This is a genomic window from Acetobacter sp. KSO5, assembly GCF_044094635.1.
Taxonomy (GTDB): Bacteria; Pseudomonadota; Alphaproteobacteria; order Acetobacterales; family Acetobacteraceae; genus Acetobacter; species Acetobacter cerevisiae.
In genome coordinates this window covers 1,082,207-1,094,476 of the sequence record NZ_CP172014.1, presented here as the reverse complement: position 1 = coordinate 1,094,476, position 12,270 = coordinate 1,082,207, and the positions used below count along the sequence as shown (strand labels likewise).

Annotated in this window: 9 protein-coding genes; 3 read left to right on the top strand and 6 right to left on the bottom strand. The window is 58.7% G+C overall.

Annotated features, from left to right (window positions below; translation table 11 throughout):
• Positions 1-292: 292 nt before the first annotated feature.
• Positions 293-1,033 (bottom strand): lysophospholipid acyltransferase family protein, encoded by a 741-nt coding sequence (locus ACHQGU_RS04980; RefSeq protein ID WP_395496057.1) that lies wholly within the window; start codon positions 1,031-1,033, stop codon positions 293-295.
• Between the two features lie 174 nt (positions 1,034-1,207).
• On the opposite strand from ACHQGU_RS04980, the gene ahcY reads away from it, so the two are divergent.
• Both ahcY and ACHQGU_RS04970 read left to right on the top strand, forming a co-directional pair.
• The gene (gene ahcY, locus ACHQGU_RS04975; protein ID WP_062270927.1) at positions 1,208-2,497 is read left to right on the top strand and encodes an adenosylhomocysteinase; all 1,290 of its coding nucleotides are present in this window, start codon (positions 1,208-1,210) and stop codon (positions 2,495-2,497) included.
• A 239-nt stretch (positions 2,498-2,736) separates the two neighbouring features.
• Positions 2,737-3,135 carry a DUF3597 domain-containing protein gene (locus ACHQGU_RS04970; protein ID WP_062140736.1) on the top strand — a complete coding sequence of 133 codons (399 nt, stop codon included), beginning with the start codon at positions 2,737-2,739 and terminating at the stop codon, positions 3,133-3,135.
• Positions 3,136-3,227: 92 nt separating this feature from the next.
• Here the strand turns inward: ACHQGU_RS04970 and ACHQGU_RS04965 are convergent, their stop codons facing one another.
• From ACHQGU_RS04965 to zapE, 5 genes are all read right to left on the bottom strand, one after another.
• A complete protein-coding gene (locus ACHQGU_RS04965) occupies positions 3,228-4,244 on the bottom strand; it encodes a L,D-transpeptidase (RefSeq protein WP_395496056.1) in 1,017 nt (338 codons plus the stop codon).
• Between the two features lie 65 nt (positions 4,245-4,309).
• Complete coding sequence (gene lpdA, locus ACHQGU_RS04960; RefSeq protein WP_395496055.1) at positions 4,310-6,049, bottom strand: dihydrolipoyl dehydrogenase; 1,740 nt, start codon at positions 6,047-6,049, stop codon at positions 4,310-4,312.
• Between the two features lie 79 nt (positions 6,050-6,128).
• Positions 6,129-7,373 (bottom strand): 2-oxoglutarate dehydrogenase complex dihydrolipoyllysine-residue succinyltransferase, encoded by a 1,245-nt coding sequence (gene odhB, locus ACHQGU_RS04955; protein ID WP_395496054.1) that lies wholly within the window; start codon positions 7,371-7,373, stop codon positions 6,129-6,131.
• A 114-nt stretch (positions 7,374-7,487) separates the two neighbouring features.
• A complete protein-coding gene (locus ACHQGU_RS04950; protein WP_395496053.1) occupies positions 7,488-10,382 on the bottom strand; it encodes a 2-oxoglutarate dehydrogenase E1 component in 2,895 nt (964 codons plus the stop codon).
• A 218-nt stretch (positions 10,383-10,600) separates the two neighbouring features.
• The gene (gene zapE / locus ACHQGU_RS04945) at positions 10,601-11,797 is read right to left on the bottom strand and encodes a cell division protein ZapE (RefSeq protein ID WP_395496052.1); all 1,197 of its coding nucleotides are present in this window, start codon (positions 11,795-11,797) and stop codon (positions 10,601-10,603) included.
• A 129-nt stretch (positions 11,798-11,926) separates the two neighbouring features.
• Between zapE and ACHQGU_RS04940 the strand changes: the two genes are divergently transcribed.
• Positions 11,927-12,262: a carboxymuconolactone decarboxylase family protein gene (locus tag ACHQGU_RS04940; protein WP_043552089.1), complete on the top strand. Its 336-nt coding sequence runs from the start codon at positions 11,927-11,929 to the stop codon at positions 12,260-12,262.
• Positions 12,263-12,270 lie beyond the last annotated feature (8 nt).

Sequence of the window (12,270 nt, the reverse complement as noted above, 5' to 3'; positions counted from 1 at the left end):
GGCATTTCGTCCACATTGGTCCACCGTTCCTGCAAGAAGCAGCGCGTCCGAATTGTGTTTCAAAAATGACAGTTTTCAGACAGTCCTTCATAAAAATTTAAAAATTGAAACAGGCTTATTTTTCAAGAACTTTCTTAATTTTCAACAAAAATCCATTTCGTTTCTCTGCCAGTATTCATGCTGGCCTTTACTGGAATGCCACATGAAAAAGGATGTTTTACCTGCGGCACGTCAAAGCACCGCCTCCGGCATCCACAAAGTTATCCACAGGATAGTCTGACTTATCCCCGCCTCAGACGACCTTGCCGTCTACAATCCGATCCTGCGCGGGAAAGTCCTGCTCCAGCCTGCGCCAGCTGTTTTCAATCTCGCCGAGTAAAAGTTTCCGGTTCATGGGCGCGAGAGGCGCGCCAATGGCAACATGCAGCACACCGGAGCGCTTGAGGAAGGCATTGCGCCCCCAGAACAGGCCGGAATTGGTCGCCACCGGCACAACCGGAAGCCCGGCATGCGCTGCCATGGCGGCAATGCCGGGTTTGAGCGCCACATGCTCACCGGGGGCCGTGCGGGTGCCTTCAGGGAAAATGACAATCTGCTTGCCCGCCTTAACGGCCTTTTCCGTCTCCCGCAGCAGAACCCGCATGGCTTTCGCCCCGGCAGCACGTTCAATTGGCATCATGCCCGCCAGAATCAACATCGGCCCCAACAGCGGAATACGGCGCAACTCGCCTTTCATCACGTAGGACGGATACGGCACCAGCAACATCCAGATCAGCGTATCAAAGGCGGACTGATGCTGGGAGGCAATCAGCATGGGCCCACCGCCCGCCGCAGCCAGATTCTCAAGCCCAGTAATGCGCACTTCCACCCCGCAGATATCACGGAACAGCATGAGCACCAGCCGGCTCCATAGTCTGGCGTAAGGCAGCGCCAGCCGCTTGGCGAACCAGCGAATGGGAAAAGCGCCTACCCCCATAATCAGGGTCAGCACAAAGGCCATAACATTGAACAGGATGGAGCGAAGCAAAGCCATAAGCGAGCCAGACCAGCAAAATTCAAAGGGATATTCTGCCCTGTGGAGACCAGAAAACAGCCCGTCTTGCAAGCTGCGCGCACGTTTGCGCGGAGCTGATGCGGGTTACGGCTGGCCTGAGTGCCTTCCAGCCTGTATAGAAACCCTCGATTTTGATCAGGAAGCAGGACAATCATGACCGATTACAAGGTTAAGGACCTCTCGCTCGCAGAGTGGGGCCGTAAAGAAATTTCCATCGCAGAAGGCGAAATGCCGGGCCTGATGGCGCTCCGCGAGGAATACGGTGCCAGCCAGCCGCTGAAGGGCGCACGCATTGCGGGCTGCCTGCACATGACCATCCAGACCGCTGTTCTGATTGAAACGCTGGTTGCTCTGGGTGCCACGGTGCGCTGGTCTTCCTGCAACATCTTCTCCACGCAGGATCAGGCTGCTGCGGCTATTGCTGCTGCCGGCATCCCCGTATTCGCCTGGAAAGGCCTGACGGAAGACGAATTCAACTGGTGCATTGAGCAGACCATTCAGGGCCCCGATGGCTGGACCCCGAACATGATTCTGGATGATGGCGGTGACCTCACCGTTATGATGCACGACAAGTTCCCGGAACTGCTGAAGAACGTGAAGGGCCTTTCTGAAGAAACCACAACGGGTGTGCATCGCCTGTGGGAAATGCAGAAAAAAGGCACGCTGAAGGTTCCGGCCATCAACGTGAATGACAGCGTTACCAAGTCCAAGTTCGACAACCTGTATGGCTGCCGTGAGAGCCTTGTTGACGCCATCCGCCGTGGCACGGACGTGATGATGGCCGGCAAGGTTGCTGTTGTTGCGGGTTATGGTGACGTGGGCAAAGGCTCCGCTGCCTCCCTGCGCAACGCAGGTTGCCGCGTGCTGGTGACGGAAGTTGACCCGATCTGCGCTCTGCAGGCCGCCATGGAAGGCTATGAAGTTGTGACCATGGAAGAAGCCGCCCCCCGTGGCGACATCTTCGTGACCGCAACCGGCAACGTGGACGTCATCACGCTGGACCACATGCGCGCCATGAAGCACCGCGCGATTGTGTGCAACATCGGCCACTTTGATTCTGAAATTCAGATCGGTGCCCTGCGCAACTTCACGTGGGACAACATCAAGCCGCAGGTGGACGAGGTTGTGTTCCCCGATGGCAAGCGCCTGATCATCCTGTCCGAAGGCCGTCTGGTGAACCTGGGCAACGCCACGGGCCACCCGTCCTTCGTGATGTCTGCGTCCTTCACCAACCAGACGCTGGCGCAGATCGAACTGTGGACAGCTCCGGAAGGCAAATACGAAGCCAAAGTCTACACCCTGCCCAAAAAGCTGGACGAGAAAGTGGCCTTCCTGCACCTGGCCAAGGTTGGCGCGCAGCTGAGCAAAATGTCTCAGAAGCAGGCTGACTATATTGACGTGCCGGTCAACGGCCCGTTCAAGCACGAAGAATACCGCTACTAAGACGACCCCGGAGCAAAGCAGCCGCCCCAGCTCTTCCAGCGGGCGGCTGCATTCCTCCCCCGCATTGCCCTGCTCTGCCCATCTGGCAGGCAGGGAATGCTTCCCAGACATGCAAATCGTTCATCACACTTCTTTGCAACCATTCCTATTGGTGTATGGTTTGTAAGAAGATGATTCAGTATGCGGGCACGCTTTCGTGTTGGCAGCTGAGCGTTATCTGCTGCGAAAGGACTTTTAGAATGAGCATTTTCGGCACCATTCTCTCCACCATTTTCCACCACGCCAACGCGGCTACGCCGTCTGCCGCTCCGGCTGACGCACCGGCCACGCAGGCAGCTGCACCGTCTGCTTCCCCGGAAGCTGCTGCTGCCGCTGCCCCGGCTGCCCCGGTGGACATTGATGCCGTTCTGACCGGTCTGGCTGCCCAGAACGGACAGAACCTTAACTGGAAAGAGTCCATCGTTGACCTGCTGAAGCTGCTGGGTCTGGACAGTTCTCTGGATGCCCGCAAGAAGCTGGCTGCAGAACTGGGCTACACGGGTGACACCAATGATTCCGCCAGCATGAACGTCTGGCTGATCAAGGAAGTCCGCGCCAAGCTGGCTGCCAACGGCGGCAAGGTTCCTGCTGGTCTGTAAGTCTTACAGCCAAACGGACACAAAAAAGGCGTGCGAGGGAAATCTCGCACGCCTTTTTCTATGGAAGACCGGGCAACCCGGCCTCACCCTCTTTAACTATGCGTTTGCGACGTATGACGCGCCGCAGCAGTCTTGTTCTCGCTGATATTCACATGCGCCAGATCAGGCCTGTTGGCACTGTCCACCACAATCACGGCGGAGCCTGCCAGCGGAGACGCCACACGGTCTGGCCGCAGCAGCGCGCGGAAGCGGTTATCAATCACCGCCATCTGCTCATCCTCCACATCAATCAGCCCGTGCTTGTCGATAAACACATTCAGGGATGATGGAATACGGATGCAGCCCTCGGACGCCACATGGCCCAGACGGCTTTCCAGATAGACCGGGTCCGTTGCGTGCATTTCCAGCCGGATCTGCCCTTTTTCACGCGGTACAGGCAGCCAGCCTTTTTCGGCCCACTGCCAGCCGAAATCCCACACCCGCATGCCTTTGGTGCCGTTCCCCATAATGCCGTTCTCGTTCTTGGTGCCCAGAGCGCGATAGCCGAGAATATCCGCCGTATTGTTAAACACGCCGGTGGGGGTGATGTAATAGAATTTCCGCCCGGTTGTGCCGGTGGAGACCTTAGTGCTGCCAATCACCTGCCAGTCTGACTGCCCCGGCAGCGCCAGCATCAGGCACATACGCTGCACGGCAGGGTTCCGGTCCACCACCAGCACCACCTGCGGGCGGTCCAGCGGGAAAGATGCCTGCTGGATCTGCTCCTGCGCCAGCATAATCCATGCGGCTTTTTGTGCGGATGAGACTTTAAGCGCCACAGGCACTTCATGCCGGAACGCACTGTTCAGACGCGTGGCTTCCGCCCGCGCATCCTCTTCATTCAGAACCGGAATCTCCGGCAGGGGCGGCGCTTCCTTCAGCACCGGCTCCGCCGGAGTAAGTGTCGGGGACGGTGCCCCTTCCTGATCAGGCTGTGCGGGCTGGCCGCTTGTCTGCCCGGACGACGAAACGGGATCGGAAGACCCCGTTCCCGCTGCGTATGCCAGTCCCGGCACAAGGAGCAAGCTGCCGGCTATAAAAAGAAGTGTCGGACACCTTGCCCCTGACATACCAAGTCTCTCCTGCATCACTATCAAAAGAGATTATGGCATTCCTTCCCGCAGGAAGGAAATCGTCAAATATTGATGGAGCGATTATCTGCACCCAGAGCTGCTTCCTTCACAGCTTCACTCAGTGTGGGGTGAGCATGGCAAACCCGACCGATATCCTCAGCGGACGCACCAAACTCAATGGCCATGGTGGCTTCGGCAATCAGTTCACCCGCACACGGGCCGATGATATGCACACCCAGAACGCGGTCTGTTTTCTCACAGGCCAGCACTTTGACGAATCCGTCCGTCATGCCCAGCGCCCGCGCACGGCCATTGGCCATGAAGGGGAATTTGCCGATTTTGTAAGCGGTGCCTTTTTCCTTGAGCTGCTCTTCCGTAAAGCCCACGGAAGCCACTTCCGGCCAGGTGTAAATCACGCCCGGAATGGCATCGTAATTCACATGGCCAGCCTGCCCGGCCAGAATTTCGGCCAGAGCAACGCCTTCTTCCTCAGCCTTGTGCGCCAGCATCGGTCCGGCAATCACGTCACCAATGGCGTAAATGCCCGGAACGTTGGTGGCAAAGTGAGCGTCCGTTACCACACGGCCGCGCTTGTCCAGCTCAATCCCGGCTTCTTCCAGCCCCATGCCTTTGCTGGCAGCGGTGCGACCGACTGCCAGCAGCACAATATCAGCTTCCAGCGTTTCAGCAGCGCCACCGGCAGCAGGCTCAACCGTTAGCACCACGCCTTTTTTGGTTTTTTCGGCTTTGGTGACCTTATGGCCCAGCTTGAGCTTAAAGCCCTGCTTGACCAGCAGCTTCTGGAACTGCGAAGCAACCTCGTTATCCGTGCCCGGCACCAGACGGTTCAGATATTCAATGACCGTGACCTCAGCACCCAGACGCTGCCAGACGCTGCCCAACTCCAGACCAATCACGCCGCCACCAATGACGACCAGACGCTTCGGAACTTCAGAGAGTTCCAGCGCACCGGTTGAGGTGACGATGGTTTTTTCATCTACCTCAATGCCCGGCAGGTTGGCACTGTCACTACCGCTGGCAATGATGATGTGCTTCGCCGTAACCGGCTTGCCATCCACCGTAATGCGGCCCGTGCCTTCCACCTTGCCGTGGCCTTTCAGCCAGGTGATGCCGTTTTTCTTGAAGAGGTATTCAACACCCTTCACGTTCGCACCAACAATATCGGCCTTGCGGGCCTGCATGCGAGCCAGATCCAGCTTCACGCTGTCAATCACCACACCATGCGCTGCAAAATCATGGCCTGCAGCATGGTAGTTTTCAGAAGACTGCAAGAGTGCCTTGGACGGGATACAGCCCACGTTCAGACAGGTACCGCCCAGTGTGGCGCGTTTTTCCACGCAGGCCACTTTGAAGCCAAGCTGCGCAGCGCGAATGGCGCACACATAGCCACCGGGGCCCGCGCCAATCACCAGCACATCGTAATCTGTTTCGGCAGGAGCTTCTGCCTGCGCCGCTGCGGGTTTGGCTGCTGCGGGCTGAGCAGCAGGCTTGTCCGCTTTTGCTGCCGCCGGAGCCGCCTTGGCGGGTGCAGACGCACCAGCAGCCCCCTGCTCCAGTGTTGCCAGCACGGCACCCACGTCCACTTCATCCCCTTCTGCAACCGCGTGCGCAGCCAGCCGACCATCCGCCGGAGCGGGTACTTCCACGCTCACCTTGTCCGTTTCCAGCTCCACAACCGGCTCATCCGTTTTTACGGCATCGCCCGGCTGCTTCAGCCATTTCCCCACGGTGGCGGTGGTGACACTTTCTCCAAGGGACGGAACTTTGATTTCAATCGGCATGGCTTCGCTCTCGTTCGCATTCAGGGGTCAGAAAAAGAAAAAGGCTGGCCGACTATGTTTCGGCCAGCCCTGAGCAGTCTCAGACGTCAATCAGAAGACGACGCGGGTCTTCCACATTCTGCTTGATGCGGACGAGGAAGCTGACCGCCTCCTTCCCGTCCACAATGCGATGATCATAAGACAGCGCGGTATACATCATCGGGCGGATCACCACCTGACCATTCACTGCCACCGGGCGTTCCTGAATGGCGTGCATGCCCAGAATACCGGACTGCGGTGCATTCAGAATAGGCGTGGACAGCAGAGACCCGTAGATCCCGCCATTGGTGATGGAGAACGTGCCACCGGCCAGATCATCAATCTTCAACGTGCCTTCACGCGCAGCTTTGCCGAAGCCTGCAATGGTTTTTTCAATTTCGGCATAGCCCAGCTTGTCGGCATTTTTAATAACCGGCACGACCAGCCCGTTCGGGCCACCCACGGCAATACCGAGATTGACGAAGTCGCGATAAATCACGTCATCGCCGTCAATTTCAGCGTTAATCGCCGGGAATTCCTTCAGGGCGGCAATCACAGCGCGGGAAAAAATGGACATAAAGCCCAGCTTCACACCATGCTTTTTCACAAATGCGTCCTGATATTCCTTCCGCAGCGCCATAGCTTCGGAAAGGTCAACCTCGTTAAAGGTCGTCAGAATAGCCGCGGTGTTCTGCGCATCTTTCAGGCGGCGGGCAATGGTGCGGCGCAGGCGCGTCATCTTCACGCGTTCTTCACGCGGGTCATCATTGCGGGCCGGTTTGGGGGCTGCGGGAGCCTGAGCCACCGGCGGCTGGGAGAGGAAGCCCAGAACATCGCCTTTGGTAATCCGTCCGTCCTTGCCGGTGCCAGCACCAAGCTGTCCTGCGCTCAGGCCGTTTTCCGCCATCATCTTGCGGGCAGCAGGCAGAGCCGCAGCAGCGTCCACTGCCGGAGCAGAGGCCGGGGCGGCTTTAGGTGCAGGCGCAGGTGCTGCGGGAGCGGAGGCAGCCGGGGCGGCCTTCTTTTCAGCCGGAGCGGCTTTGGCTGCGGGCTTCGCTGCGCCAGCGGCACCGGGTTCCAGCGTCGTCAGCAGCGCGCCAACTTCCACTTCATCCCCTACCTTCGCCACTTCCGTGCCCAGTACACCAGCCTGCGGTGCCGGAACTTCCACACTCACCTTGTCGGTTTCCAGCTCAACAATCGGCTCATCAGCCGCCACGGTGTCCCCTGCTTTTTTCAGCCATTTGGCCACCGTAGCCGTTGTTACGCTTTCACCCAGTGTCGGCACCTTGATTTCGACTGACATCCTATGTCCCCATTTCCTTCAAACACTCCCCGGCAGAGTCTTCTGTTTTTCAAATCTGCCGGGCTGGCATGCCTGCCGTTATTGCGGCAGGCGGTCTTTTCAGATGGTCTGCTTTCAGTCCGTTTTTTTCAAACCCAAGGCCCTTTCCACAAGGTTCGCCTGTTCTGCCGCATGGATGCGCGCCAGACCTGTGGCCGGGCTGGCCGCTGCGGCACGGCCTACATAACGCGGGCGACCCGCCTTATGCTGTGCGGCCTGCAAGGCGCCCTCAATCCGACGATCCACAAAATGCCAGGCTCCGCCATTTTCCGTTTCTTCCTGACACCAGATCACTTCGGCTTCAGGATAACGCTTCAGTTCGGCCGCGAGGGCTGCTTCCGGGAACGGGTAGAGTTGTTCCAGACGCAGGATCGCCACATCTTTCAGCTTGTTTTCCCGGCGTGCTGCCAGCAGGTCATAATAGACCTTACCAGAGCAGATAACGACGCGCTTGATGCTGGCATCCGACGCCATGCCGTCCAGTTCCGCATCATTCACATCCGCCAGAACCGGCTGGAAGCGCGTGCCCGGCCCGAAATCGGACAGAGCAGAGACCGCCAGCTTGTGACGCAGCAGAGATTTCGGCTCCATCAGGATCAGCGGCTTGCGATAATCCAGCTTCAACTGGCGGCGCAGGGCATGGAAATAGTTGGCCGGGGTTGTGATATTGCACACGAACATATTGTCTTCAGCGCAAAGCTGGAGATACCGCTCAAGGCGTGCGGAAGAATGTTCCGGCCCCTGCCCTTCGTACCCATGCGGCAGCAGCATCACCAGACCAGACATCCGCAGCCACTTGGTTTCCCCCGAGGCGATGAACTGATCAATGATAACCTGCGCACAGTTGGCAAAGTCACCAAACTGCGCTTCCCACAACACCAGCGTTTTCGGGTTGCGCAGGGAATAGCCATACTCAAAGCCCAGCACGCCATATTCCGAGAGATGGGAATTCCAGATTTCGATTTTGGCCTGATCGTCTTCAATATGGTTCAGCGGTGTAAACGGCGTCTGGTTTGTCTGGTCAATCAGCACCGCATGACGCTGGCTGAAGGTGCCGCGCTGGCAATCTTCACCCGAGAGACGCACCCGATGCTGCTCCACCAGCAGAGAGCCAAAGCCCATAGCCTCACCGGTTGCCCAGTCAAACCCTTCACCTGAGGAGAACATCCCGGCTTTTGCTTTAAGCTGACGGGCAATTTTGGAATTGAGGTCAAAATCATCCGGCACCTTGGTGATGGCCGCCCCGATTTTCTGGAGCGTTTCAACAGCCACACCTGTTTCCGGATAAGCAGCGTCCACCTTGCCGGATGTCGGGGCGATCAGCCCGGACCAGCCTCCTTCCAGCCAGTCAGCCTTGTTCACCTTGTAGGACTGCGCGGCCTTGTAGTCTTCATCCAGCTTCTGGAAGAAGGCATCCCACTGGGCCTTCACGTCGTCTTCCGTCACAACACCTGCGGCAACAAGGCGTTTTGAATAAAGCGTGTGCGGCGTTTCATGGTTCGCAATGGCTTTATACATCACCGGCTGCGTGAAAGCGGGTTCATCCGTTTCATTGTGCCCGTGGCGACGGTAGCAGACGATATCCAGCACGATGTCACTGGCAAAAGCCTGCCGGTAATCTTCTGCCAGACGGGAGACGTAAATCACCGCCTCGGCGTCATCGCCGTTCACATGCAGCACCGGGGCTTCAATGGATTTGGCAACGTCGGTGCCGTAAATGCCGGAATGCCCGTTTTTCGGGTCGGTGGTAAAGCCCACCTGATTGTTCACCACCATATGGATGGTGCCACCCGTGCGGTAACCGGGAAGCTGAGACATGGAGAGGGTTTCATACACCAGCCCCTGCCCAGCAAACGCGGCGTCACCGTGGATAATTACACCCATATGGCCGGTGCGGGTTTCCGTATCGCCCGCATCATCCTGAATGGCGCGCACCTTACCGCACACCACCGGGTCAACCGCTTCCAGATGGGACGGGTTGGGTTGCAGCGCGATATGCACAGACTTACCGCTGACTTCCACATCCGTAGAGGAACCGAGGTGATATTTCACATCGCCCGAGCCAGCCACGTCATCCGGTTTGAAAGACCCACCGGCAAATTCATTGAAAATGGCCACATACGGTTTGCGAACCACGTTCACCAGCGTGTTCAGACGCCCACGATGCGCCATGCCGATGGTGACCGAGGTCACGCCCTGTGCGGCGGCCTGATCAATAATGGCATGCAGGGAGGGGATGGAAATTTCCCCGCCTTCCAGACCAAAGCGTTTCGCGCCCACATAGCGTTTCTGGCAGAAGCTTTCAAAACCTTCCGCTTCCGTCAGGTTTTTCAGGATGGCTTTCTGCTCATCCACCGTCACCGTCTCGCGCCACTTATCGCCTTCCAGCCGGGTGCGAAGCCAGTCACGCTGCTCGGCGTTGCGGGCATACATGTATTCCGCGCCGATGGTGTCGCAATAGACCGCCCGCAGCGCGTCTACCACTTCGCTCACTTTGGCAGTGGTGCGGCCTTTCAGCAGCGGTGCCATCAGAGAGCCGATAAAGACCTCGCGGCCCAGATCTTTCTGCGCAAAGCCATACGTAGCCGGGTCCAGTTCCGCGGTTGCATGCGGTTCATGCAGGCCCAGCGGGTCCAGCCGGGCTTCCTGATGCCCGTAAACGCGAAAGGCGCGGATCAGCCGGGCAATGGCCAGACTGTCCGTTGCGGCCAGCCCACCTGCGGGGCTGCCTGCCACACCTTTGGCCGGTGCTGCCGGCTCTTCACCCGTAATGATGGACGGGCGCGGGGCCCAGGAGGCTCCCACGGCGTCTTTCAGCACAGCGGCTTCATCATCATCCAGAGAGCCGAAAAGCGTATCGAATGAAGGATCAACGCTTTTGGGGTCCTGCGCCCAGCGGGCATACAGGTCCGCCAGATACGCGATATTCGCTCCGTTAAGCGCGGTTGTCAGCACGTCTGAAGCTGCCATGATCAGAGTCCTCCCTGCTGCCGGGCAAGCCCGTTCTGGCAGCCAGCGGTTGTGTTAGTCCCGAACGTAAGCCGGTTCATTTTTTCTCTCACCCTGCGGCGTTGCAGGGTGCCCTGCCCGCATAGTCTGAATTCCGTGAGGCTGAAGACCTTACTGCCCTCAGCCGCTCTGATGATTTTGCTAGACCGCGCCAGAAGCGGGGACAAGAGAGCCAGCTGTCACGGTGTGGAGAGGCGATGTGCGGCCTGTGCAGCCGCCGCCCCACGCGCCAGCCAGCTTTCACTTCCCATCTCTGCGAGGCGTGATGCGGTACGGGCAAACGCGTCAGATCCCTCACCCGTGGTAAAAAGTTGGTCAGGTGCCGCTTCTGCCGAGGCAAAAAGCAGGTTTCCGTTATCGTATAGCGCATCTACGAGGGTAATAAACCGCCGGGCGAGATTGGCCTCGTCCTGCCCCATGCTGGGAATTCCGTCGATAATCAGCACGGGGAAGCGTCTGGCCAGCGCCAGATAATCGTTCGGCCCGCGCGGCGTGCCACACAAAGAGTTGAAATCGAACCGGGCCACGGAACCCGCCGCCTGATCCACCTCAAACGTGCGCCCACTGAATTCCAGCGAGACCGGGGCGGCCTTCTCGCCCTCCGCATAGCGGGTGAAAATAGCGTCCAGCCGGGCACGCGCCTGTGCATCTGCGGGAACCAGCCATGTCTCCCGGTCCTGCTGCCGCCCGCGCCGGTAATCCCGCTGGGAGTCCAGTTCCACCGTATCCAGCTCCCGCCGGATGATGGCGATAAACGGTTTGAAGGCATCCGCACCGGGGCGGTTCTGGAACAACTCACCCGGTTCGGTGTTAGAAGTCGCGACAATCACCACACCCTGCGCAAACAGGGCCTCGAACAGCCGCCCGAGAATCATGGCGTCGGCAATGTCATTGACCTGAAATTCATCAAAGCACAGCAACCGGGCGCGGGCAGCAATGGCCGCAGCCAGCGGCGGAATGGGGTCCGTCATGCCGGGGTTGGCGGCTTTCAGGTCGTGCAGTTTCTGATGCACATCCTGCATGAAGCGCAGAAAGTGGATGCGCTCCTTTTGCCTGACGGGCGCACAGCTGAAGAACAGGTCCATCACCATGGTTTTGCCACGGCCAACCCGCCCCACAATATATAGCCCGCGCGGGCGTGGTGGCGGAGCCTGTGGCTTCAGCCTGCGCGCAAGGCCCGCCAGCAGCCCGCCCTTAGCGGGAGGGGCCGGCGGCGGCATGGTGGCCAGCTCGTGCCAGAGCTGGTCCAGCCGGTCCACCACACGGGCCTGATCCGGATCATTCTTCAGGTCTCCGGACGCAATACGCTCCCGGTAGACAGCAAGAGGCCCGCGCCCGCTAAAAGACGAGGCCTCGTCCTTGTTGATATACGTCATAACTATAGGCGGATAGCGGGGACATATGCCCTTCCGCAAGGGTCAGAGGCTCTCGTAACTGTGTCGTGACAGACTCCGGGCCGCCCGCGGCACTCTTGGAGACCCTTTTTCCAAGCAGGAGCAGGACTTATGGACTGGAACGCCTACCGCACCCATCTGGGTGCCAACACAAAGGTTTTCGCGCAGCTTTCCCCCAACACGATGAAGGGCTTGCAAACGCTGGAAACCGTGCCCGCTGAGCACAAACATCTGGACGCCAAAACACGGGAACTCATTGCGCTGGCCGTGGCCGTCACCACGCGCTGCGATGGCTGCATTTCCGTCCACACCGTCGCTGCCAAAAAAGCCGGAGCGACAAAGGAAGAAATTGCAGAAGCCCTTGGCGTCGCCGTGGCGCTGAACGCGGGGGCTGCCGTGGTCTATTCCAGCCGCGTGCTGGATGCGTTTGAAAATCAGCCTGCTTAAAAGCAGCC

What these genes read in the sequence shown, in the direction of transcription:
- ACHQGU_RS04980 (WP_395496057.1), bottom strand. Translation starts at nt 1,033, where the DNA reads ATGGCTTTGCTTCGCTCCATCCTGTTCAATGTTATGGCCTTTGTGCTG.
- ahcY (WP_062270927.1), top strand. Translation starts at nt 1,208, where the DNA reads ATGACCGATTACAAGGTTAAGGACCTCTCGCTCGCAGAGTGGGGCCGT.
- ACHQGU_RS04970 (WP_062140736.1), top strand. Translation starts at nt 2,737, where the DNA reads ATGAGCATTTTCGGCACCATTCTCTCCACCATTTTCCACCACGCCAAC.
- ACHQGU_RS04965 (WP_395496056.1), bottom strand. Translation starts at nt 4,244, where the DNA reads ATGTCAGGGGCAAGGTGTCCGACACTTCTTTTTATAGCCGGCAGCTTG.
- lpdA (WP_395496055.1), bottom strand. Translation starts at nt 6,049, where the DNA reads ATGCCGATTGAAATCAAAGTTCCGTCCCTTGGAGAAAGTGTCACCACC.
- odhB (WP_395496054.1), bottom strand. Translation starts at nt 7,373, where the DNA reads ATGTCAGTCGAAATCAAGGTGCCGACACTGGGTGAAAGCGTAACAACG.
- ACHQGU_RS04950 (WP_395496053.1), bottom strand. Translation starts at nt 10,382, where the DNA reads ATGGCAGCTTCAGACGTGCTGACAACCGCGCTTAACGGAGCGAATATC.
- zapE (WP_395496052.1), bottom strand. Translation starts at nt 11,797, where the DNA reads ATGACGTATATCAACAAGGACGAGGCCTCGTCTTTTAGCGGGCGCGGG.
- ACHQGU_RS04940 (WP_043552089.1), top strand. Translation starts at nt 11,927, where the DNA reads ATGGACTGGAACGCCTACCGCACCCATCTGGGTGCCAACACAAAGGTT.